The 22,433-nt window shown below is 44.0% G+C and carries 23 protein-coding genes; 3 read left to right on the plus strand and 20 right to left on the minus strand.

Annotation, left to right across the window (positions count from 1 at the left end):
* Positions 1 to 2 precede the first annotated feature (2 nt).
* From PG840_RS13810 to rho, 7 genes are all read right to left on the minus strand, one after another.
* Complete coding sequence (locus PG840_RS13810) at positions 3 to 221, minus strand: LysR family transcriptional regulator (RefSeq protein ID WP_270613790.1); 219 nt, start codon at positions 219 to 221, stop codon at positions 3 to 5.
* 89 nt (positions 222 to 310) lie between these two features.
* Complete coding sequence (locus tag PG840_RS13815) at positions 311 to 445, minus strand: hypothetical protein (RefSeq protein WP_270205695.1); 135 nt, start codon at positions 443 to 445, stop codon at positions 311 to 313.
* 371 nt (positions 446 to 816) lie between these two features.
* Positions 817 to 1,893: a peptide chain release factor 1 gene (gene prfA, locus PG840_RS13820; protein ID WP_117824617.1), complete on the minus strand. Its 1,077-nt coding sequence runs from the start codon at positions 1,891 to 1,893 to the stop codon at positions 817 to 819.
* Between the two features lie 14 nt (positions 1,894 to 1,907).
* Positions 1,908 to 2,765 carry a peptide chain release factor N(5)-glutamine methyltransferase gene (gene prmC, locus PG840_RS13825; RefSeq protein ID WP_117824618.1) on the minus strand — a complete coding sequence of 286 codons (858 nt, stop codon included), beginning with the start codon at positions 2,763 to 2,765 and terminating at the stop codon, positions 1,908 to 1,910.
* A gap of 5 nt (positions 2,766 to 2,770) precedes the next feature.
* Positions 2,771 to 3,706, minus strand: a complete 936-nt coding sequence (locus PG840_RS13830; protein ID WP_173685091.1) for a DUF1385 domain-containing protein — start codon at positions 3,704 to 3,706, stop codon at positions 2,771 to 2,773.
* An 80-nt stretch (positions 3,707 to 3,786) separates the two neighbouring features.
* Positions 3,787 to 3,987, minus strand: a complete 201-nt coding sequence (gene rpmE, locus PG840_RS13835; protein WP_008369554.1) for a 50S ribosomal protein L31 — start codon at positions 3,985 to 3,987, stop codon at positions 3,787 to 3,789.
* A 108-nt stretch (positions 3,988 to 4,095) separates the two neighbouring features.
* Positions 4,096 to 5,421: a transcription termination factor Rho gene (gene rho, locus PG840_RS13840; protein ID WP_008369555.1), complete on the minus strand. Its 1,326-nt coding sequence runs from the start codon at positions 5,419 to 5,421 to the stop codon at positions 4,096 to 4,098.
* Positions 5,422 to 5,644: 223 nt separating this feature from the next.
* Between rho and PG840_RS13845 the strand changes: the two genes are divergently transcribed.
* Genes PG840_RS13845 through PG840_RS13855 form a run of 3 tightly spaced genes read left to right on the plus strand, consistent with a single transcriptional unit; the run spans position 5,645 to position 8,324 of the window.
* Positions 5,645 to 6,793, plus strand: coding sequence for an NAD(P)-dependent malic enzyme (locus tag PG840_RS13845; protein ID WP_270205713.1), 1,149 nt, complete (start codon positions 5,645 to 5,647; stop codon positions 6,791 to 6,793).
* Between the two features lie 4 nt (positions 6,794 to 6,797).
* Entirely contained in the window at positions 6,798 to 7,799 is a 1,002-nt protein-coding gene (locus PG840_RS13850) for a TIGR01212 family radical SAM protein (protein ID WP_270205696.1), read from the plus strand.
* A gap of 12 nt (positions 7,800 to 7,811) precedes the next feature.
* Positions 7,812 to 8,324, plus strand: a complete 513-nt coding sequence (locus tag PG840_RS13855; RefSeq protein WP_117558920.1) for a DUF4364 family protein — start codon at positions 7,812 to 7,814, stop codon at positions 8,322 to 8,324.
* Between the two features lie 365 nt (positions 8,325 to 8,689).
* On the opposite strand, the gene PG840_RS13860 is transcribed toward PG840_RS13855, so the two are convergent.
* From PG840_RS13860 to PG840_RS13920, 13 genes are all read right to left on the minus strand, one after another.
* Positions 8,690 to 9,541 carry a sensor histidine kinase gene (locus PG840_RS13860; protein WP_117558922.1) on the minus strand — a complete coding sequence of 284 codons (852 nt, stop codon included), beginning with the start codon at positions 9,539 to 9,541 and terminating at the stop codon, positions 8,690 to 8,692.
* Entirely contained in the window at positions 9,534 to 10,256 is a 723-nt protein-coding gene (locus PG840_RS13865) for a LytR/AlgR family response regulator transcription factor (protein ID WP_008369569.1), read from the minus strand. Before PG840_RS13865 ends, PG840_RS13860 begins: the two co-directional genes overlap by 8 nt.
* 33 nt (positions 10,257 to 10,289) lie before the next feature.
* Positions 10,290 to 11,216 (minus strand): SPFH domain-containing protein, encoded by a 927-nt coding sequence (locus PG840_RS13870; protein ID WP_055156817.1) that lies wholly within the window; start codon positions 11,214 to 11,216, stop codon positions 10,290 to 10,292.
* Positions 11,217 to 11,219: 3 nt separating this feature from the next.
* Positions 11,220 to 11,678 (minus strand): NfeD family protein, encoded by a 459-nt coding sequence (locus tag PG840_RS13875; protein WP_117834468.1) that lies wholly within the window; start codon positions 11,676 to 11,678, stop codon positions 11,220 to 11,222.
* Between the two features lie 96 nt (positions 11,679 to 11,774).
* Positions 11,775 to 13,094, minus strand: a complete 1,320-nt coding sequence (locus PG840_RS13880; protein ID WP_117558926.1) for a replication-associated recombination protein A — start codon at positions 13,092 to 13,094, stop codon at positions 11,775 to 11,777.
* Between the two features lie 13 nt (positions 13,095 to 13,107).
* The gene (locus PG840_RS13885; RefSeq protein ID WP_179961127.1) at positions 13,108 to 13,725 is read right to left on the minus strand and encodes a polysaccharide deacetylase family protein; all 618 of its coding nucleotides are present in this window, start codon (positions 13,723 to 13,725) and stop codon (positions 13,108 to 13,110) included.
* A gap of 303 nt (positions 13,726 to 14,028) precedes the next feature.
* The gene (locus PG840_RS13890; RefSeq protein WP_055156811.1) at positions 14,029 to 15,177 is read right to left on the minus strand and encodes an iron-containing alcohol dehydrogenase; all 1,149 of its coding nucleotides are present in this window, start codon (positions 15,175 to 15,177) and stop codon (positions 14,029 to 14,031) included.
* 297 nt (positions 15,178 to 15,474) lie between these two features.
* Complete coding sequence (locus tag PG840_RS13895; protein WP_270205697.1) at positions 15,475 to 16,068, minus strand: flavin reductase family protein; 594 nt, start codon at positions 16,066 to 16,068, stop codon at positions 15,475 to 15,477.
* A 30-nt stretch (positions 16,069 to 16,098) separates the two neighbouring features.
* Positions 16,099 to 17,751, minus strand: a complete 1,653-nt coding sequence (locus PG840_RS13900) for a putative manganese-dependent inorganic diphosphatase (protein ID WP_022221151.1) — start codon at positions 17,749 to 17,751, stop codon at positions 16,099 to 16,101.
* 97 nt (positions 17,752 to 17,848) lie between these two features.
* Entirely contained in the window at positions 17,849 to 19,144 is a 1,296-nt protein-coding gene (locus tag PG840_RS13905; protein WP_117834260.1) for a GTP cyclohydrolase IIa, read from the minus strand.
* A 116-nt stretch (positions 19,145 to 19,260) separates the two neighbouring features.
* Positions 19,261 to 20,595: an amidohydrolase gene (locus PG840_RS13910; protein WP_118199022.1), complete on the minus strand. Its 1,335-nt coding sequence runs from the start codon at positions 20,593 to 20,595 to the stop codon at positions 19,261 to 19,263.
* Between the two features lie 16 nt (positions 20,596 to 20,611).
* On the minus strand, positions 20,612 to 21,721 hold the full coding sequence (locus PG840_RS13915) for a M20/M25/M40 family metallo-hydrolase (protein WP_008369593.1): 1,110 nt from the start codon (positions 21,719 to 21,721) through the stop codon (positions 20,612 to 20,614).
* Between the two features lie 18 nt (positions 21,722 to 21,739).
* Positions 21,740 to 22,429 carry a hypothetical protein gene (locus tag PG840_RS13920; protein ID WP_008369595.1) on the minus strand — a complete coding sequence of 230 codons (690 nt, stop codon included), beginning with the start codon at positions 22,427 to 22,429 and terminating at the stop codon, positions 21,740 to 21,742.
* Positions 22,430 to 22,433: the final 4 nt, after the last annotated feature.

The raw sequence follows: 22,433 nt of genomic DNA on the forward strand, positions 1-22,433 counted from the left end.
AATCAGATTTTTATTGTGTTTTTAAAAATAAAAAGATTCCCTTTTTCGGTAAGCTCCAGTCCTTTTCTTGTCCTGCGAAATACGCAGTATCCCAATTCCTTTTCCAGATTCCGGATCTGCTGGGACAGAGCAGGCTGCGAAACAAAGAGATACTCTGCCGCGCGGGAAATGCTGTTGCATTTTGCGATTTCTACGATATAAGTTAATTGTTGTATGTTCATTCAACGCCTCTGTTTTATTTTTCGGTATATAAAAATCCCCCCATACGGGACATTTCTGTTTTCTTGACCTGTATGAGGGTATCCTATTACTATTTTTTAGCAGGAGTGCGTCCTGCAAGCCATCCTCTGACAGTTTCAATATTTACTTTTATAATTTCAGAAATATCCTCAACACTCATTTTCCTGTCAGCGAGAGAATATGCTACATCTTTCTTCTCGTCCATTCTTGCTTCATCATCCATAATAATTCGAAGAACATACTCACAGGCTTTCCTGTCTTTAAAAACATTCCGCGCAAGGATATCGCTCATCACAGTCAGATTTTTATCGTCTCTTTGTATCTTTCCTTATGCTTTAAGAGCGATTCATCTTTAGTCATCGGTAATTATCACCTCCTACTTTTCTGTACCCATCACTCCAAAATCATTTTACAAGAATCCACGAAAACAATCAATATACTTAGAGTATAAAATCTATACTGTGATTTTCTGAATCTTTGCTTTCTTTGTAAAGTGTCACTATAAACAAAAAGGAGTATGAAAGCCTCTCTCCCAGCTTTCATACTCCCTTTAATTTCTCTATCGATTTTACCAGCTTATACTGCCTCATTCATCGATGCCAGCTTTGCTGCCTGGTCTGCTGCGATCAGGCTGTCAATGATTTCATCCAGATCTCCGTTCATAATGCTGTCCAGCTTATGAAGCGTAAGCTTGATTCTGTGATCGGTCACACGTCCCTGTGGGAAGTTGTAAGTACGGATCTTCTCAGAACGGTCTCCGGTACCGATCTGGCTTCTTCTTGCCTCAGCCTCTGCAGACTGCTTCTTCTCCAGTTCCAGTTCATATAACTTGGAACGCAGAAGACGGAATGCCTTTTCCTTGTTCTGCAGCTGTGATTTTTCAGTCTGGCTGTAGATCACGATTCCTGTCGGATAATGAGTCAGTCGTACAGCAGAGTCTGTGGTATTGACACACTGACCACCGTTACCAGATGCACGCATAACATCGATACGAATATCTTTTTCATCGATCACAACGTCAACTTCTTCTGCTTCCGGCATCACTGCTACGGTAATGGTTGAAGTATGGATACGTCCGCCGCTTTCTGTCTCCGGCACACGCTGTACACGATGTACACCACTTTCATACTTCATACGGGAATATGCTCCCTGTCCTGTGATCATAAATACAACTTCCTTGAATCCGCCGATTCCGTTTTCATTGAGGGAGATCATCTCTGTCTTCCAGCGTCTGCTGTCTGCATAATGTACATACATACGGTAGATCTCAGCCGCAAAAAGGGCAGCTTCATCTCCACCTGCACCTGCACGGATCTCCACGATAACGTTCTTGTCATCGTTCGGGTCTTTTGGAAGAAGAAGGATCTTGAGCTCCTGTTCCAGCTCTTCGACTCTCTTCTTAGACTCACTGAGTTCTTCTTTTGCCAGCTCTTTCATCTCTTCATCGGATTCTTCCTCCAGAAGAGAAAGACTGTCTTCAATGTTCTGTTTACAATTTTTATATTCTTTATATGCCTCAACAATCGGGGTCAGATCATTCTGTTCTTTCATCAGCTTGCGGAAACGTGACTGGTCATTCACCACGTCCGGTTCCTGAAGCTCACCCATAATCTCCTCATAACGAATGAGCAGATCTTCTAATTTATCAAACATTTCTTTTCCTCCTGTTATTTGCTATGCCTATTGTACACGCCACATACCACACGGTCAAGACCTGCCAGATCCTTTTGCGTTGAAACCTGTTCAAATCCAGTCTCTTTCAGCAATTTTTCCACATCTGCACTCTGGTCATATCCAATCTCCATCACAAGCCAGCCGCCGTCTGTCAGATATTCCGGAACCTTTTCTGCCAGGATCCGGTAAAAATAAAGACCGTCCTCTTTTCCGTCCAATGCCTCATACGGGTCATGAAGACGTACCTCTGCTTCCAGCTCTTCGATCACTTTTGTCGGGATATAAGGTGGATTCGATGTGATCATGTCAAATGTTCCTGTAATATTTTCAAACATATCAGTCTGGATCCACTTACCGCTCACTCCCAGCTTTTTGGCATTTTTTTCAGCCACTTTCAGAGCTTCTTCTGAAATATCTGCACCTTCTATGACAATCTGCGGATTTCTCAGTTTCAGGCTGATTGGGATACAGCCTGAACCGGTACACATATCCAGCACTTTTACCGGATTTTCCTTTTTCATAAGAAGCAGTCTTTTTTCTGCTTCCTCTACAAGAATCTCAGTATCCTGTCTTGGCACAAGTACATGTTCATTGACTGCAAATTCATATCCCATAAATTCCTGAACCCCGGTCAGATGCTGCACCGGAATCCGGGTTTTTCTGCAGCTTACCAGCTCAAAGAACCGGTCTTCTTCATTTTTCGGCATTCTTTCAAAACCATCCACATAATATCTGGTCCTTGTCATGCCGGTCACATGCTCCAGCAGGATCCAGGAATCACTTTCCGGCTCCGGAATCCCCGCCGCTTTCAATTCACCTGTGGCTTTCTGATATGCTTCCTGATAGGTCACAGCTTTTACTCCTCTTCCTTATATCCGAAATTTTCTCTCAAATACGCTTTCCAGTCAAACACCGCTTCTACAGCCGCAATCCCGACCTCGATCATCTCATCGTCCGGTTCCTTTGTCGTAAGCCCCTGCAGCCAAAGTCCCGGCTTACTTAAGATACACACGACCGGATTCTCACTGCTTCCTGCCCATTTGATCAACTCATAAGAAATACCAGCAATCACCGGAAGAAGTGCAATTCTCACAATCACTCTCATCAGCGGAGATTCTACCCTTACAAAAAATAAGAGAACGATTCCCACGATCATGACAAACAGCATGAAGCTGGTTCCACATCTTTTGTGTTCTTTAGAGCTCTTTCTAACATTTTCAACAGTCAGTGGAAGTCCATGTTCAATACAGTTGATACACTTATGCTCCGCGCCATGATAGCGATACAAACGCTTAATATCGTTCATTACCGAAATTCCGCCCACATAGGCAACAAAAATCGCAATGCGGATGATTCCCTCAATGATAATCCGAACTGTATAGGAAGAAATCCATTTCTTCAGCAGATCTGACAAAAAATACGGAAGTACCATAAAAATACCGATTGCAAGTGCAAAAGATACAACCATCGTCAGCGTCATCAAAAGCTTTTCCGTACGCTCCTGCTTCTTTTCTTCGACTTCGGTCATCTCTTTTTCTTCCTCTTCCTCATAGAAGCTTGCTGACCAGGTCAAAGTCTTCATCCCCAGCACCAGAGAATCAACAAAATTAAAGATTCCTCTGACAAAAGGTAGCTTCGTAAGTGCCGTATATTTTCCAACTACACTTTTATATGTATCTGTTGTAACTTCTATCTCTCCGTCAGGCTTTCTCACCGCAACCGCATAACGTTCTTTATTCTTCATCATCACGCCTTCGATGACAGCCTGACCACCAATATTCGAAGATTTCATATTCTGTTATGTCCTTTTTAATTCATCGTATACACAAAATAGGCTGAGATTTCACAATCCCAGCCTGTTGAATTCTCTTATTACTGAATTCCGTATTTCTTGTTAAACTTGTCAACACGACCTCTGGCCTGAGTTGCTTTCTGCTGTCCTGTGTAGAACGGATGACATTTAGAGCAGATTTCTACGTGGATTTCTTTGCTTGTAGAACCTGTTACGAATGTATTCCCACAGTTGCAAGTTACAGTTGCCTGATAGTAATCTGGATGGATTCCTTCTTTCATGATTTTCACCTCTTCTTGTTTTATTCGTTTTACGCGCTTTCACGCGGCTAATATCTTTAAACAGCTATGTTAGCATAACATAGTTTTTTTCTAAATGCAAGTAATTTTCTAAATAAACTTTGTTTTTTTGACCATTTGGACAAATTCTACGTTATTTTTCGTGCGGTCAAACATATTCAGAATGCTGTCTACCGCTTCATCTGACTTCATTCCGTTTAATGCACGGCGCATAATATCCACTGCTTCCTGCTCCTCTTTCGTAAGAAGCAGATCCTCTCTTCTTGTTCCGGATTTCGGGATATCGATTGCAGGAAAGATTCTCTTTTCAGAAAGCTTCCGGTCAAGCACCAGTTCCATATTACCGGTTCCCTTAAATTCTTCGTAGATGACATCATCCATCTTACTTCCGGTATCTACAAGTGCGGTTGCGAGGATAGTAAGGCTTCCGCCCTCACGCATATTTCTCGCTGCACCAAAGAAACGTTTCGGCATATGAAGTGCTGCCGGATCAAGACCACCGGACAGGGTTCGTCCGCTCGGTGGAACAACCAGGTTGTATGCTCTTGCCAGACGGGTAATGCTGTCCAAAAGGATCACAACGTCCTTTTTGTGCTCAACCAGACGTTTTGCACGCTCGATCACCATCTCTGACACACGTTTATGATGCTCCGGAAGCTCATCAAAGGTCGAATAAATAACTTCCACATTATCCCCTTCAATGGCTTCTTTGATGTCGGTTACTTCTTCCGGACGTTCATCGATCAGAAGGATCAGAAGATGGATCTCCGGATTATTCTTCCTCATAGAAAGCGCCACCTGCTTCAACAGGGTTGTCTTACCTGCTTTCGGCGGTGATACGATCATGCCTCGCTGTCCCTTACCGATTGGAGAGATCAGATCCATAACACGCATTGCAGTGCTGCTCTTTCCCGCTTCCAGTCTGAGACGTTCATTTGGGAAAATCGGTGTCATATTTTCAAAGTTCATTCTGCGTCCTGCTTCTGCCGGAGACATTCCATTGATCTTGGTCAGATACAGAAGCGCACTGAATTTTTCAGACTGTGTCTTTACTCTTGTATTTCCTGTCAGGATATCCCCTGTCTTCAGGCTGAATCTGCGGATCTGCGATGGTGATACATATACATCTTCCTCGCCCGGCAGATAGTTCTGGGAACGGATAAATCCGTATCCATCCATGACTTCCAGAATTCCATTCACCGTACGTCCACTGTCGAGCTGTTCAATATCTGCGGTTCCGGCTTTTTCGGATTTTACTTCCTCCTTCGCCTCTTTTATTGAAACTTTGTCATCTTCTTCCAGCATAAGATCGATCAGATCTGCTTTTTTCATCGTTGAAATTCCGCGAAGTCCGCGCGTTTTTGCCACCTCTTTTAATGTAGAAAGAGGCAGGGACTCATATTTTTCTCTCGTCATATGTTCTATATTCCTCCTTTATTCCAATTACTTTTCTTATCCAAAAAAATATTAAACTTTTAACATTGGGAAATCTTGTCTGAACTGACTAATCTGCTTTTGATAAACCCAAGTATACAACATTTTGCACAAAATGGAAAGAAGTTTTTTGATTTGCTTTCATATCAGAAGAATGTTATCATAAAAGAGCAGCAAAACTGTAATCAAAGGAGGACGTATGAAAATGTCAGCAATTGAGCAAGCACTTGAAATGCATGAAAAATGGAATGGAAAAATTGAAACTACTGCAAAGTCACACGTAAACTCTCGTGAAGACCTCGCAATCGCATATACACCAGGCGTTGCCGAGCCATGCAAGGTCATTGCAAAGGACCCGGATGCAGCCTACAAATACACGATGAAAGCCAACACAATCGCTGTAGTATCCGACGGTAGTGCCGTTCTCGGACTTGGTAACATCGGAGCCAAAGCCGCCATGCCTGTTATGGAAGGAAAAGCAGTTCTTTTTAAAGAATTCGGCGGAGTCAACGCTGTTCCAATCTGCCTGGATACCCAGGATACAGAAGAAATTATTAAGACCGTTGTCAATATTGCACCTGCTTTCGGTGGAATCAACCTGGAAGATATCTCTGCCCCACGCTGTTTTGAGATTGAGAGCCGTTTAAAAGAACTTCTTGATATCCCTGTATTCCACGATGACCAGCACGGAACCGCCATCGTCGTTCTGGCAGGCATCATCAACGCCCTGAAAGTAACCGGCAAGAAAAAAGAAGACTGTAAGATCGTTGTGAATGGTGCCGGAAGTGCCGGAGTTGCAATCACAAAGCTTCTTCTCACCTACGGTTTCCCGAAGATCACCATGTGTGATATCAATGGAATCATCTCAGCTGATTCACCGAATCTGAACTGGATGCAGAAAGAGATGACCAAAGTGACCAATCTCGACCATGAGACCGGTACACTTGCTGATGCACTCAAGGATGCTGATATTTTCGTCGGTGTATCTGCCCCGAACATTGTTTCCCAGGAAATGGTTGCTTCTATGAATAAGGATGCGATCCTTTTCGCAATGGCAAACCCGGTACCGGAGATCATGCCGGATCTTGCAAAAGCTGCAGGCGCAAAAGTTGTCGGAACCGGACGTTCTGACTTCCCAAACCAGGTCAACAACGTTGTCGCTTTCCCTGGTATCTTTAAAGGTGCATTAGAGGGACGTGCACCACAGATCACCGAAGAGATGAAGCTTGCCACAGCAAAAGCAATCGCTGGACTTGTTCCGGATGAAGAGCTGAACGAGGACAATATTCTTCCGGAAGCTTTTGACCCTCGCGTATCACAGGTCGTAAGCGAAGCTGTCAAAGCTCTGATTTAATCTTATGAATACAAGAACCTATGATAGCAATCGCCCGCAGGAAATATCCTGCGGGCTTACTTACAAAAAAGGAACTCCTCAGCGCTGGGGAGAACGGCGCTACTATGCACTGGACTACTATCTGAAACAGAATTTCGGTGAAAAACTGTACAAGATTTCTTTAAACGGAGGCTGTTCCTGTCCGAACCGGGACGGAACCTGCGGCACACGCGGTTGTATCTTCTGTAGCGAAGGCGGATCCGGCGATTTTGCCGCTTCTTCTTCTCTTTCTGTTGCCGATCAGCTTGCCTATGGAAAAGGCCTTGTCCGCCCCAAATACAACGGACACAGCTATATCGCCTATTTTCAGGCATATACCAATACCTATGCACCAGCCTGTCATCTGCGCCGGATCTTTACCGAAGCGATTTCTGATCCAGAAGTACGCATTTTATCTATCGCAACGCGTCCGGATTGCCTTTCACCTGAAATCCTTACACTGCTTGCCGAACTAAATGCCATAAAACCGGTCTGGGTAGAGCTTGGACTTCAGACGATCCACGAACGCACTGCCAACTGGATGCGCCGTGGTTATCCACTTTCCGTCTTTGAGCAGGCGGTCTATTCCCTTCACGCGATTGGGGTACAGATCATCACCCACGTAATTTTATTTCTTCCGGGAGAATCTGAAGCAGATATGCTCGCAACCATCCATTATCTGAACGCTCTTCCGATTGACGGAATCAAGCTGCAGCTTCTCCACGTTCTGAAGCATACCGATCTGGCAGATTTTTACAGGCAGGAACCTTTTTATATTCCAGATATGAACTCTTATTTTCATCTGCTCGGAAAATGTATCGCTTCGCTCCGTCCGGATATTGTCATTCACCGTCTGACCGGTGACGGACCAAAATCTCTTCTTATCGCACCGCTCTGGACCGGCAATAAACGGTTAGTACTCAATCAGATGCAGCGCTATTTAAAAGAGCAGAATCTCTGGCAGGGAAAAGAATATACTACATTTTAAGGAGGCAGCCCTATGGCAGAAGCATTTACACTTTATAAACTCATCATTCTATACATGCTGGACAAAGTTGATTTTCCTCTGACCAACTCCCAGATTTCTGAATTTGTCCTGGACAAAGGATATACCGATTATTTCAAACTCCAGCAGGCTCTTTCTGAACTTGCGGACGGTGGTCTCATCCTGAAAGAATCCACTCACAACCGCACTCTTTTCCATCTGACGGAAGATGGGAAAGGGACGATTCATCTTTTCCAGGATAAAATCTCAAAGCCAATCCAGGACGATATTGACCACTTTTTACAGACAAAACAGTATGATCTGAAAAATGAAGTTTCCGTAAAAGCGGATTATATGAAAAATGCAGGAGAGGAATATTCCGTGCGCTGTCAGGTCTTTGAAAATCACGAACCCCTGATCGATCTGACCCTTTCTGTACCGACTGAAAAAGAAGCGGCGGCAATTGCACTCAACTGGCAGAAAAAAAATCAAGTCGTCTATGCGTGGCTGATGTCTCAGTTATTGTGATGGATGTGAATGATACGGTTCGCAAATTAAGGCTGTGATTGGACAATGATACACTTGAATCTCACGACATGAAAACTCTACGTTGTTCTTTGGGCAGATCTCAGCTGCGTTCTTGAAAGCTTGCAAGCCTCATGCCTGCTCCAAAAGAGCTGAATCCCGGGCGCGGACAGAAAACAAATGGATAAGGATTCCATGTTTGTGCTATGGAGATGAGACACAAAAATTGTGGAAGCCCTTGCTGACACAATTTTCGCCTTAAGTGGCTCATCGGAATGGTCAGCACAAAGGAATCTGCTCTATTTGTTTTCTGTCCGCGTCCGACCACAACCTACAAAAAAAGCAGACCGTCCCATATTCCGATCTGCCTAAATAACCACCACAAAACTGATGAATTTCCTTTCTTCTATTTCCTCCATTCCCACCGTAATTTCTCCGTGGTAACGGTTCACAAGCATCTTTGCATTATAAAGTCCCAGTCCATGCTTTTTTCCATCTTCTTTCGTAGAAAATCCTTTTTCAAAGAAATGACTGATCTCGCCAAGTCCTATATTTTCGACCTGATTCTTTATCGTGAAGATAAGCTTATCATTCTGGGAATCAATTTCGATCAGTACCTGATTTTTTTCTTCGGTACAGGCTTCGTATGCATTGTCGATCAGGGTTCCAACAATCTCGATCAGGTGGTGTTCGGAAATGCCGGAAACGATTTCTTTGTTCCACACGCGGATATCGGTCCGGACATATTCCGGCGCACGGACAATTTTACTGTAGATAAATCCTGCCAGGATTTTATCGCTGATCTTCAGAAGGGGGAGATACTTCCTGCTGTCATCTTCTCTGGCAATTTCCGTAATATATTCAGACTGCTTTGCTACCAGTTCTTCATAATTGTCGATGGTCAGATGCATATTCAGGATTGCATTCAGATGATTGTCAAATTCATGCTGTTTGGCACGGATTTCTTTGACCAGTTCTTCCAGCGGAATCAGATAGTTCTGATAAAGCCGCAGTTCATTTTCCTTCTGGCGTATCAGTACATAATTACTTCGCCAGTCCACAATTCCCCAGATCACAACGATCACCATCAGAACAAACATGATAAACACCCGGTAATCGAAGGTACCGCTGATCAGAAAATCCACGATCAGATAGACTGATACCATAAGTGCCATTACGCAGAAAATACGATATAAAAATTTGCGTACCCAATCAGCCATTTAACAGTCCTCCGATCACCGATTTGTAAGTCACACCGATTTCTACCGTATCCGGACAATTTTTAATCCGGATGATCCGGTTGACGGTATCGTAATATTCAACTTCATTTTTATTGACCGCATACATCCGATGGCACTGCGCAAACATCCCTTTTGGCATCTTAAGCAGCATCTGTCTGAGAGTCACATAAGGGACATCCCAGTTTTCCGTCACAAGATGCAGTCTTGTTCCTCTCGGTATCGCTTCCAGATAACGGATATCCTCGCATTTCAGCTGATAATTGATCCCGTCTTTTTTCACAACGATCACCGGTGGTTTCTCCCTGCTCTCTTTTTCCAGCACCTTCTGAACAACCTCTTCCACCTGCTCCCTGCGAAATGGCTTCATAATGTACTGGTAACAGTGCAGCTCCCGGTAAGCCTGCATTTCCATATTGCCAATGGCAGTCACCATCACGATTGGGGTAAAAGTATATTCAAACCTCTCCCGTATCTCTCTTGCGAACAAAATCCCACCGATATCCTCCCGGTCCTCGCCGCTTAGATTTACATCCAAAAGGAAAAGACCATACCGGATTTCCTGATCCAGCAGGTCTTTTGCTTCTTTCAGGGAAGATGCCTTGTGGACACGGATATCATCTGAATATGTGGTAAGAATCTCTGACAATGCCTGCAGCGAAGTCAGTTCATCTTCCAGGATCAATACATCCGTCATCTATTTGTCACCTTTCCTCTCTCTTTTTTTAATCTAATCTTCCTTAATCACTTCTTTAGCGCTCTTTACAAGCCCCGCAAGTGACTGCAGTTCTGACGGAATGATGATTTTCGTTGCCTTGCCGTCTGCAGCCTTTTCAAATGCCTCCAGACTCTTGATCGTAAGCACTGCCTGGTCTGCACCCGCTTCACGGATGAAACGGATACCGTCTGCATTTGCCTGCTGTACTTTAAGGATGGCTTCCGCTTCACCTTCAGCCTCTTTGATCCTCTTTTCTTTTTCTGCTTCTGCCTGGAGGATCGCTGCCTGTTTTTCAGCTTCCGCTTTCAGGATCACAGATTCTTTTTCACCTTCTGCAACAAGGACAGTAGATTTCTTTTCACCTTCTGCACGGAGAATAGCTTCACGTCTTTCACGTTCTGCTTTCATCTGTTTCTCCATTGCATCCTGGATTGCTGCCGGAGGAATGATATTTTTCAGTTCCACACGATTAACTTTGATTCCCCATGGATCCGTTGCCACATCCAGAGATGCGCGCATCTTCGTATTGATCGTCTCTCTTGATGTCAGTGTCTGGTCAAGTTCCAGATCACCGATAATGTTACGAAGGGTGGTCGCTGTCAGATTCTCGATTGCCATGATCGGGTTCGCTACTCCATAGCAGAACATCTTCGGATCTGTAATCTGGTAGAATACAACGGTATCGATCCGCATGGTTACGTTATCCTTTGTGATAACCGGCTGCGGTGCAAAATCAACTACCTGCTCTTTTAAGTCTACTCTTCTTGCCACACGTTCAATGATCGGCAGTTTAAAATGAAGTCCTACACTCCATGTTGCCTGATATGCACCAAGACGTTCGATAACCAGTGCCTTTGCCTGCGGCACGATCTTAATGCAGGAAGTCAGAAGCAGTAATGCGATCACAATAATAATTACTAAAATAATAAGTCCCGTCATCTTTTAGTCCTCCTCATATTTTTTTACAATTAACTTTACTCCGGATATATTAACCACCTTCGCCAGTGTTCCGGGGTCCAGGATCACGTCATCCTGTTCGGATCTTACCGTCCACTCTGTACCATTTACCACCGCCATACCAGTCTGCCCGATGTTATCTACTTTCTGGCTGATCCGGATCGTCTTTCCGATGATTCCTTCATAGTTCGTCTTCAGACGGCGGGTGTTGATAAAACGCATTGCAAATGGTCTTGTAAATACAAGCAGTAAAATTGTCACAATAAAAAATGCAACCACCTGTCCGGCAAACGGTACATCCAGAATATTCAGGATCAGTGCTGCCAGCGCACCTCCTGCTCCCCAGATCGTTGTAAGTCCCACCGTTATGATCTCGATCACCAGAAGTACTACCAGAAGAACCAGCCATGCAACAGTTATATAGCTGTCCTGAACTGCTCCCATATTCTTCACTCCTTTCTGCTTACAGATATGGTAGCAGAGTGTCTGTGTCAAATCAATCCCTTCTGCGTGAATGCAGTGATTTCCTGTGCGAATAGGTTACGCTTCATCCTTAATCCGCTTCATATGCGCTTTGATCGTTTGTTCGTAGCCGTTATCGCTCGCTTCATAGAATACGGCATCTTTGATCTCATCCGGCAGATACTGCTGTTTTACATAATGATTCGGATAATCATGTGCGTATTTGTAACCAATTCCATGCCCCAGCTTTGCAGAACCTTTATAATGTGCATCCTGCAAATGCACTGGAACAGTCGTTTTATATTTTTTCACATTGTCCATCGCAGCAAAGACAGCATTACATGCTGAATTACTCTTCGGTGCTGTTGCCACATAAAGAACTGCCTGTGATAAAATGATCTGTGCCTCCGGCATTCCGATCCGCTCCACTGCCTGTGCTGCACTGACTGCAACATTCAGTGCCATCGGATCCGCATTTCCCACATCTTCCGATGCACAGATCATGATCCTGCGGGCAATAAACTTAATGTCCTCTCCGGCATACAGCATCTTTGCCAGATAGTATACTGCTGCATCCGGATCGGAACCGCGCATACTTTTAATAAATGCGGATATGGTATCATAATGATTATCTCCTGTCTTATCATATCGCACAACCCGCTTCTGTATACATTCAGATGCAACATCCAACGTGATATGGATCATTCCATCCTCACTTCTTGGGGTGGTGAGAACACCCAATTCCACCGCATTAAGCGCAGATCTGGCATCTCCGCCGGCAAGGTCTGCCAGGAAATGCAGGGCGTTCTCCTCGATCACCGCATGATAACTTCCCATTCCTTTTTTCTCATCCTGCACCGCTCTCAGAATCAGGGTCTCTACTTCTTCCTGTGAAAGCGGACGGAGTTCAAATACACTGGATCTGGAAAGAAGCGCACCATTCACCTCAAAGTAAGGATTTTCTGTTGTCGCACCGATCAGAATGATTGTGCCGTCCTCCACAAACGGGAGCAGATAATCCTGCTGTCCTTTATTAAACCGGTGAATCTCATCGATGAAAAGGATTGTCCTTTTCTGGTACATCCCTTTCAGTTCTTTCGCCTTATTCACCACTTCTTCCATATCCTTCTTCCCGGCAACCGTAGCATTAATCTGGGTAAATTCTGCACTTGTAGTATTGGCGATCACCTTTGCAAGCGTAGTCTTTCCGGTTCCCGGAGGTCCGTAAAAAATAACAGAACTCAGTTTATCCGCCTTGATCGCACGGTATAAAAGCTTGTCCTTTCCGATAATGTGCTGCTGTCCAACCACTTCATCCAGAGTCGTCGGACGCAGTCTGGAGGCAAGGGGCGATTCTTTCTCCTTTGTCGTCTCCCGCATATAATCAAATAAATCCATCAAAACCTCTCCTTTAATCCAGCAGCAATTCATCGACTGTCACAAATTCATATCCCTTCGCCTGCATGATATCGATAATGCGAAGTGCCGCCTTTACTGAAGACAGATAACAGTCATGTAATAAAATAATATCATTTTCCTCCGTTTCCGTCACTACTTTATTGACAATTTCTGTCTCATTATCCGTATTCCAGTCAAGCGGATCCACATTCCATAGCACCGCAATCATGCCGGTATTCTCTTCCATCTCCTTCTTCCAGGCTCCATAGGGCGGTCGCATATATTCCGTCTTTTTTCCGGTAATTTCTTCAATCGCGGTATTGGTCTTTTCGAGTTCGCACTCTGTCATTTCCTGAGACATTTTTGTGAGATCTACATGACTGTAAGTATGATTTCCAATAATATGCCCTTCTTCAGCCTCTCTGCTCACAACTTTCGGATATTTTACTACATTTTCCCCGATCACAAAAAAAGTAACCTTCACATTCCGCCCGGCAAGCCCGTCAAGGAGCACTGGCGTACTGGAAGGATGTGGGCCATCATCAAATGTGAGGGCGATCTTGGGCTTTTCCTGATACTGCTCGTTTGTTCCACCTGCCTCATAGGATGCTTCTACCGTTTCATCATTCATTCTTATCAGTTTGATCTTTCCGTTATCAATCACTCCCCAGGTAAACAGAAGCCATGTAAAGCATAAAAAACTGATTGTTCCATAAAGCAGTCGGTACCACATACGGATATCCCTCTTTTCCCATTCTCTTTTTACTATATGCGGGAGATTCTTTACCTATGTACTCGCATTTATTCTTTCTTTCCTCCGGTACTCTTGCATTAAAAAAATCTATACAGAACACCAATCTCTTCCTGTTTTCTATACTCAGATCAAAAAAGGGGATATCAACCAGCTTCTGCTGACTCATATCCCCTGAATGATCTACATTGCTTTTTTATAAAGTTCAATGATATCCCTGATCGTAGACTGTCTCGGATTTGCCATGATATTTCCGCTCTTCATGGCATCAGCAGCCATCAGTTCAATCTTATCTTCCGTTACACCAACATCGGCAAGATGCTGCGGAATACCAAGATCACGAAGCAGATCTCTCGCTTCATCTACCAACATTTCCGGAACAAAATCGATCACCGGGTCTTTTTCTTTGCTGATATAATTGTAGATCTTCTCATAACGTCCATGATCTGCAAGTGCATTATATTCCACAATCGTTGGAAGAAGAATCGCATTTGCCACACCGTGTGCCACATGGAAATAGGCGCTTACCGGATGGCTCATAGCATGGATATTTCCAAGTCTTGCCCATGCAAATGCGATACCTGCGAACATGCTTCCGGAGAGCATGGCTGCCGCCGCCTCTTCGTCCTGACGGTTTGCTACGAATCTGCGCAGATTTGCACCGATCAGTTCCATTGCCTTTTCTGCCATTGCATCAGAAAATGGAGATGCATCTCTTGAAGTGTAAGCCTCCCATGCATGGATCAGTGCATCTACGCCACATGCTGCGGCTACCGATGCCGGAGAAGTCATAACAAGCTCCGGATCCAGAAGTGCATAGCTTGGGATCAGCTCATAGCTGAACACAGTCAGCTTATAATTTCTTGCTTCATCGGTAATAACAGAAAATGCCGTCACTTCACTTCCTGTACCTGCAGTTGTCGGGATCGCAATGATCGGAACGATCGGTCCCGGTACCTTGTGTGCACCTTCATAATCTCCGATCTCTCCGCCGTATTTTGCAAGAACACCAACTGCCTTTGCCACATCCATCGGACTTCCGCCACCGAAAGCTACAATACTGGTTGCTCCTGCTTTTTTGTATGCTTCTGTTGCTTTATCTACCGTTGCAACAGATGGATTTGCTTCTACATCAGTAAATACTTCCACTTCGATACCGGAAGCCTTCACGATCTCTTCGACTTTCTCGACCATTCCGATCTTCTTCAAAACCGGTCCGGAGATCAGAAGCATCTTCTTGGAACCACTTTTTTCAAGAAGCTCCGGAAGTCTTTTTAAACTGCCTTTTCCAAAAATAATATCCTGTGGTACATTGAATGTAAAATCTTTCATCATCTACTACTCCTTTTAAATAAGAATGTGCCTCGGCACATTCTCGCGCCGAGCGCGTTGCTGAGTGCCAGTGGCGCTCGTTAAGCAACGACCGAAGCGGAGCGTAGACCGCTCGCGACATCCTCCATCTTCGTGCGAGTGCGCCTCTCCGGCACGCAGTGCCTTTTTTTCATAGGAAGTTCCTTCGGAATTTCCTATAAAAAAAGACGAGACCGCACCTTAGCAGTCTCGCCCTTGAGTTTCTACTTACACAGCATATACCCTCTGTCATTTTCTTGTCAAGAGGATTTTCTGTTTTTATTTCTTCTTTTTCTTTCCATTCTTCTTTGTCGGCTTTTTCACGCTATAGCCAAATGTTCCGAGCAACTTACCCAGACTATAATACTGTCCGTGCACATATACGATCGGATCGGTCTTTTCCAATGCAAATCGCCCTTTCTGATCCATATAGGCATCATCTACATGAACCGCTTTTACCTCGGCAAGGAAAATATGATGCGACCCCGGCGTTTCTTTTTTGACCACCTTACACTCGATGTTGACCGGACTCTCCGCAATCAGTGGCGCACTCACATATTCTGCCTTTTCCGGTGTCAGATGCAGCTCTTTGAATTTGTCCATATCTTTTCCCGAACGCACACCGCAATAATCCGTTGCATACGCAAGTTTTTCCGTCGTCAGATTGATTACAAATTCTCCGGTCTCATCGATCATGTGATAAGAATACCGCTCTGGTCTCACGGAAATCGAAACCATCGGCGGGTTTGTGCAGACCGTTCCCGCCCACGCCACGGTAATGATATTCGGATTGCCTTCTTTATCTGCCACACTGACCATAACTGCAGGCAGTGGATACAGCATATTTCCCGGCTTCCAGATCTGTTTTGCCATAAGTCATCTCTCCTATAGAGTCATCTGTTTTTATTTTTGCTGCAGGTAAGTTACCAGAACAGGGATCATCTGTTTCTTTCTTGATACTACACCTTTCAGGAGAATTTTTTCCGTATCTCCCGGCAGTTCAAACGCTTCAAGAACCTGTTCCTTTGCATTTTCACCACAGCAAAGGAGTTCTGTAGACTCTTCCAGAATATTAGTCATCATCAGATACAACATATGCAGTCCCTGAGTCTTTCTCGCCTCTTCCAGATATGGGATCAGACGTCCTTTCACCTCATCCAGTTCATCCTGATTCATGGATGTGATCTGTCCGACTCCAAACATGATATCTTTTACATTGAACACCTTAAAGTCCTGGAAACAGATCTCTTCTACGGATTTGCCACGCAGATTGCTTCCCGCATTGAACATCTCTTTTGCATGTTCTTCCATATCAATCCCGGCAATCCGCGCCAGTGCCTCTGCTGCCGCCTGATCAACCATCGTACAGGTTGGTGAACGGAACAGTAACGTATCCGAAATAATTGCAGAGCACAGAAGTCCCGCCATCTGTGGCTCTACCTCTACACCACTTTCCTGATACATCTGGTAAATGATCGTAGCGGTACATCCAACCGGCTGATTCCGGAAATATACCGGTCCGATTGTCTCCAGACCGCCCAGTCTGTGATGATCAATGATCTCCTGCACCTCTGCCTCTTCAATTCCATTCACAGCCTGTGATTTTTCATTATGATCCACAAGAATCACCTGTTTTTTACGGGATGTCATAAGTCTTCGTCTGGAGAGGAAACCACAGAACTTTCCTTTATTATCCAGAATTGGAAAATCTCTGTACTTCGTCTTTGACATAACTTCTTTCACATGTTCCACATAATCATTCAAATGAAAAATCTCCAGATTATCACGGCTCATAAAATACTTGACCGGAATACTCTGGTTGATCAGCCTTGCAGCAGTAAAAGTATCATGTGGTGTCTGAATAATCACGATATCTCTCTCCTCTGCCATCTTCTTGATCGTCTTGGAAATATTGGCTCCCTGGCAGATGACCAGACAGCTTGCATCCATCTCGATCGCGCACAGCTGTGACTCATAACGGTTTCCAAGAATGACAAGATCATCCTTCTCAATAAAATTCTCCATCAGATCCGGACTGGATGCGGCAATGACAACTTTTCCATTCAGGAAATAGCCATGCTCATTCCCGGAGATCAGTGTTCCGTCCAGTGTTTTGACGATATTGCGGTACTGGGTTCTCGCTGTTGCAAGGATATTATTATCGTACACTTCCATATATGACGTAGCAATATCTCCGATAGTGATCAGCCCTTCCAGCTTCTCACCTCTTGTTACCGGCAGTGTCTTAATATTCTCATCTTTCATTCTTGCCCATGCGTCTTTAATGGACATGTGACCAGATACGCCCTCAATATGACGGATATCCATATCTTTTACCTGAAGGTGTACATTGTCCAGAAGAGACGGCACACTTACCTGGAATTTATCCAGAACATATGCTGTCTCACCATTTACCTCTCCCGCTCTTTTCGCTATGTATTTTTCTCCTGTGATTTTATTTTTCAGATTTGCATATGCAATTGCCGAACAAATAGAATCTGTATCTGGATTTTTATGTCCGATCACATATACTTTCTTTGGTTTTTTCTGATCCATTTTATATTACTCCATTACTATCTCTTGTTCCTTTACTTTTCAGAATGCCATTTTTTTTACTGTTCGTCAACCCTTGTTCGGATAAAAGACCATTACACTAAATTTTAAACAATATCTCTACCAGTGCCTTCGGTCTGCCACCCGCTGCCGCTGTCTTCTTTGCATACACTTTTCCATAACCGGCTTCCATGATCTTATTCATGATCCGGCGCGCACTTCTGACCGTAATTCCCAGACACTCCGCCAACTGATGTGCATCGAAAATATAACTTTTTCTTACATCTGCAATGGCAATGATCTTCAGAATTGACGTTGTGCTGAGCCCGGTTTTTTCTGAAATTTCCTGTAGCTTCGGATCGGAAGAAATGAGCTGATATTCCAGCTGGATCTCCTTTCCAAGCGGTCCGTGCTGTGTCTGACCGGCATCAATCCAGAAAATCTCCTGCTTTGCATTTTTCAGGGAAAAATCCAGTGCACGTCTTGCGTTCATTTCCGCCTCATTCATCGTGCCTCCGGTTCCGATCCCTACATTCAGGCTGATTTTATTCTCCTCCTGCACTTTTTTTTGCAGATTCAGAAGCTTCCGCTGGTTAAATTCTTCTTGTACAGCCCCGGAATTGGAAAATACAATATATTCTCTTCTTCCTGATGCAAAAATTGCACCTTGAATCCCTTCTGTATATTTGATGATTTCTTTTTCAATATCTGCTTTTGCAAGCATACTTGAATAATAATTCTCTTCTCTGCTCTTATAATCCGTCAGCTGAAAAATCTCAACTGCTGCCTGCGCATATTCTGCTTCCTGAAGCGCACATTCATTTTTTAATTTCTCCAGTGCCACTCTCACTTTTGCCCTGGTCGGAGGCAGATAAATTGCATGGTATCCCTTTTCCTGCAGTATCTTATACACCCACCGAAGAGAAGTCAGTGCCACATTGACCTTTCCTTCATCCAGAAGCTTCATGTGCCACTCCACATACTGTTCTTCTTCCACTCCTGCCTGAAACGGACAGGAATAAATGTTTCTTGCCAGGATGTCAAATGCATCCAGCAAATCCTCAATGACCTGTTTTTCTACAATATCAATACTAAATGCATCCAGTTCAATATTACTTTTCTGCATCTGCAGAAATGCTCCCGCAATGCTGACTACCGATTTTTCCACCGACACATGTGGCCTGGTGAAATGATAGTTTCTCCCCACAAAACTTTCGATCGCACAACCCGTAAACAGTACCGCATCACACTCCTGTTCACATTCCTCAATCAGCCGGTCACTTCGGTTAACCTGTTCCTCTTCATAAGAAGCTACTTCTACTGAACTGTCGATTTCTTTTATACTCTTCTTAACAACCTCACAAGATGATTTTGATCCGATAACTCCAACTTTCACAAATTTGTCCCCCGTATTGCGATCTTCTATCCAGAGAACCTGCCGTTGGCAGCTTCTCTCTCTATATCTGAATAATTGCTTTAAAAAAGGAACCCCTTAAACGGGATTCCTTTTTATTATAACTCAGAGCCATCAAAAACCACAAGCTTAGAATGCTCTTTTTTTAATTCCAGATAACTTTCTTTTGTCAGCGTCGGTTTGAAATTGTCAAGAATCTGTTTTGCCTTTTTTGCGTTATCATAAAGAAGATCAATGATCGTAAGCGCCATCATCTTTGCCGGAACGATATAAGCAAGTTCCGGGTCCGCAAGACGGTAATCCTTGGAGTGAAGTCCTCCGGTTATTCCCTCTGTCCAGATGTGCATACACGGCATGATCTGAGAAAGATCCCCCAGATCTGTAGAACCTGCTGTCTCATAAAGCTCTACAAATGAATCTTTTTCCGCCCCTGTATATTCGATCATATTTTCTTTATATAATGCTGAAAGCTCACGGTTGGTATTCATCGGAAGATATCCGATCTTATCGTCAATCTCGACTTTTCCTCCGATTGCAAGTGCTCCGGCTTTTAACGCACGGTTCACTTTTTTACTGGCATCCAGCATTCCATCAATTGTGAAAGCACGTACCATGATCTGCATCTTCACAACAGCAGGAACTACATTTACCAGATCTCCGCCTTCTGTAATGATTGCACTTACACGAACCTTTTCTTTCTCCTGAAAAGTCTCACGGAGTGCATGAATGTTGTTCAGTGCCAACTCTGCCATATTTAACGCATTGATTCCTTCATGTGGTGCGAAACCTGCATGCGCAGCTTCTCCGATAAATGTTACCGTCTTTGTCACAAATCCGTTGCAGTCGGTATCAATCGTGCAATGCCTGCCATTTCCAATTTCCATCATGTGACACTGCAATGCCATATCCACATCATCAAAGCCACCACGTTTTAAATATTCCTGCTTGCCGCCGTAAAAACTAATCTTATTTTCACGGATCAGACTGTCGCGATAATCATAATCTACGCATTCTTCCGCAGGGATCGCAATAAAATCAACCGCTCCACCCAGTTCCTTCATCACTCCGGATCTTAAAAGACCAATCGCACATCCATACAGATCTGCAAGCTGTGCATGATGACCGCAGGCATGAACATTTCCTTCTGGCGTACTGTCCGGATGTTCTTTGCACTGGATACAGTCCAGCTCTCCGATCACGGCAATTCTTGTATTCCCTTTTTTCGGAGTTGAAACCTTACAGCCAGTATATGCAATTTCCGTCTCCGGCTCTTCTCCAATCTCCTGAAATGCCTTTATCATTCTTTCTGTAGTCTTAAATTCTTTGTAGCCAAGTTCAGGCGTTTTATATACATCATCACCAAGCTGAATGATCAGATCTCTGTTCTCGTCAATCGCGTCCAGACATCTCTGCTTCAGTTCTTCTTTTTCCATCTATGTCGTCCATCTCCTATTCTGCACCCATCAGTCTTCTCAGTACTTTTGTCACTTTCCAGGTCTCATCTGTATCAAGCGCTTCTTCTACTGTGTGTACATTGATCATTCCACATCCCAAAATGACGCTCTTATATCCGTGTCCCGCAAGCACATTTGCATCACTTCCGCCACCGATGATCATTTTATTTGCTGTAATTCTTTCTTCTGCCATTGCATTTACAGTATCCTGGATCAATTCACAGTCTTCTTCCAGCGACAGGACCGGGTAAGCCATCTCATGCTTCATCTCATAACAGGCTCCCATTTCCTCTACAGCTTCCTTGCAGCACTGTTCCATATGTGCAACCTCTGCAGCCAGCTTTTCCATACTGTGTGAACGGATCTCTGCGGTAAATGTAACCTCATCTGTTACGATGTTGGTTGCAGATCCACCTTCAATATGTCCGATATTAGAGGTTGTCTCATAATCAATACGTCCGATGTGCATCTTACTGATTGCCTTTGATGCCACAACAATTGCATTGATTCCTTTTTCCGGTTCAATTCCGGCATGCGCTTTCTTTCCTTTGAAAGTAATCTCAATCGCTTCCATTGCCGGTGCTTTGTATGCGAGAGTCTCTGCTCCACCGGTTGCATCTACAACAACCAATTCCTTGCATGGCAGCATAGACATATCCATGTGCTTTGTTCCCATCATACTGATCTCTTCGGAGCAGGTAAATACAAGATAAATATCTCTGTGCGGTACACCGCTTTCAATGATATCTTCTACCGCTTCCATGATTGCTGAAATTCCAGCTTTGTCATCTCCGCCAAGTGTTGTTGTCTTGTCGGTACTGATGATGTTTCCATTGATCACCGGATTTACATTTCTGCAAGGCTCAATCTGATCCATATGTGCTGCAAATCCAAGTGGACGTTCCTTCGTATTTCCTTTTACAAATGCAACGATATTTCTGCCGTTTCCACCATAAGCTTCCCCGGCATGATCTGACTGGAACGGAATGTTCCGCTCTCTCAGCCAGTTTTCTATCCAGTCCGCCATCTCTTTTTCCCCTTTTGACGGGCTGTAGATCTTGATCATCTCAATAAATCTTTCCTGTAATCTTTCTCTCGATAACATCGTTTTTCCTTTCCGGACTTAGTCCTCAAGCTCTTTCTTGTAGATAATCTTTCCTGCGAAAATAGATCCAAATACGGCTACCAGGATAACAACGTATGACGGTGTTCCAGGGAAGAAGGATAAGAATCCGTTTTTCATCAGCCAGTTCATTGCAAATGCAATAACTACTGCAACTACACCAAGCTTCGGTCTTGTGATTGCGAACTGTCCGAATACAGCTCCGTAAAGTGCCGGAAGAAGGAAGTTGAGGGCCTGCTTGAATCCTTCTGGCATCATACCAATAATTGCGTTTCCTGCAATTGCTCCGATTGTCAGAATCACAATATTTACAATGATCGATACAGCAATACCGATGGTTGATACAACAGAACCTTTGTCACTCCCCATTTCAACGCCTGCTGCTTCCTGTGCAACAGAAGAACACGGAACACGCATGTTGGATGTATTTCCTGAAAGGAATGTCAGATAAGTTCCCGGGATTCCAAGAATCGGGAAATAGGAAATCGGTTCTACAATATAAAATGCTCCACTTACACTGATCTGTGCGATTGTACCTGCAATGATTGCGGATACCGGTGGCATACATCCGTACACAACTGAGATAACAAGTGCCGGTCCAAAACATGTAATGATACCTAATAACATGGTGATTTTTCCCCATTTAACAATATCAGGTATATAGACTTTGTTGTAGTATTCTTTATTCATATCT

Origin of the sequence: Coprococcus sp. AM97-35, from assembly GCF_027697525.1 — a bacterium.
Taxonomy (GTDB): Bacteria; Bacillota; Clostridia; order Lachnospirales; family Lachnospiraceae; genus Allocoprococcus; species Allocoprococcus comes.

What these genes read in the sequence shown, in the direction of transcription:
- PG840_RS13920 (WP_008369595.1), bottom strand. Translation starts at nt 22,429, where the DNA reads ATGAATAAAGAATACTACAACAAAGTCTATATACCTGATATTGTTAAA.
- PG840_RS13890 (WP_055156811.1), bottom strand. Translation starts at nt 15,177, where the DNA reads ATGAAAGATTTTACATTCAATGTACCACAGGATATTATTTTTGGAAAA.
- PG840_RS13870 (WP_055156817.1), bottom strand. Translation starts at nt 11,216, where the DNA reads ATGACGGGACTTATTATTTTAGTAATTATTATTGTGATCGCATTACTG.
- PG840_RS13880 (WP_117558926.1), bottom strand. Translation starts at nt 13,094, where the DNA reads ATGGATTTATTTGATTATATGCGGGAGACGACAAAGGAGAAAGAATCG.
- PG840_RS13845 (WP_270205713.1), top strand. Translation starts at nt 5,645, where the DNA reads ATGTCAGCAATTGAGCAAGCACTTGAAATGCATGAAAAATGGAATGGA.
- rho (WP_008369555.1), bottom strand. Translation starts at nt 5,421, where the DNA reads ATGACGAGAGAAAAATATGAGTCCCTGCCTCTTTCTACATTAAAAGAG.
- PG840_RS13865 (WP_008369569.1), bottom strand. Translation starts at nt 10,256, where the DNA reads ATGACGGATGTATTGATCCTGGAAGATGAACTGACTTCGCTGCAGGCA.
- PG840_RS13860 (WP_117558922.1), bottom strand. Translation starts at nt 9,541, where the DNA reads ATGGCTGATTGGGTACGCAAATTTTTATATCGTATTTTCTGCGTAATG.
- PG840_RS13810 (WP_270613790.1), bottom strand. Translation starts at nt 221, where the DNA reads ATGAACATACAACAATTAACTTATATCGTAGAAATCGCAAAATGCAAC.
- PG840_RS13815 (WP_270205695.1), bottom strand. Translation starts at nt 445, where the DNA reads ATGGACGAGAAGAAAGATGTAGCATATTCTCTCGCTGACAGGAAAATG.
- PG840_RS13895 (WP_270205697.1), bottom strand. Translation starts at nt 16,068, where the DNA reads ATGGCAAAACAGATCTGGAAGCCGGGAAATATGCTGTATCCACTGCCT.
- prfA (WP_117824617.1), bottom strand. Translation starts at nt 1,893, where the DNA reads ATGTTTGATAAATTAGAAGATCTGCTCATTCGTTATGAGGAGATTATG.
- rpmE (WP_008369554.1), bottom strand. Translation starts at nt 3,987, where the DNA reads ATGAAAGAAGGAATCCATCCAGATTACTATCAGGCAACTGTAACTTGC.
- PG840_RS13910 (WP_118199022.1), bottom strand. Translation starts at nt 20,595, where the DNA reads ATGGAAAAAGAAGAACTGAAGCAGAGATGTCTGGACGCGATTGACGAG.
- PG840_RS13900 (WP_022221151.1), bottom strand. Translation starts at nt 17,751, where the DNA reads ATGGATCAGAAAAAACCAAAGAAAGTATATGTGATCGGACATAAAAAT.
- PG840_RS13885 (WP_179961127.1), bottom strand. Translation starts at nt 13,725, where the DNA reads ATGAATGATGAAACGGTAGAAGCATCCTATGAGGCAGGTGGAACAAAC.
- PG840_RS13915 (WP_008369593.1), bottom strand. Translation starts at nt 21,721, where the DNA reads ATGTTATCGAGAGAAAGATTACAGGAAAGATTTATTGAGATGATCAAG.
- PG840_RS13850 (WP_270205696.1), top strand. Translation starts at nt 6,798, where the DNA reads ATGAATACAAGAACCTATGATAGCAATCGCCCGCAGGAAATATCCTGC.
- PG840_RS13830 (WP_173685091.1), bottom strand. Translation starts at nt 3,706, where the DNA reads ATGAAATCTTCGAATATTGGTGGTCAGGCTGTCATCGAAGGCGTGATG.
- PG840_RS13855 (WP_117558920.1), top strand. Translation starts at nt 7,812, where the DNA reads ATGGCAGAAGCATTTACACTTTATAAACTCATCATTCTATACATGCTG.
- PG840_RS13875 (WP_117834468.1), bottom strand. Translation starts at nt 11,678, where the DNA reads ATGGGAGCAGTTCAGGACAGCTATATAACTGTTGCATGGCTGGTTCTT.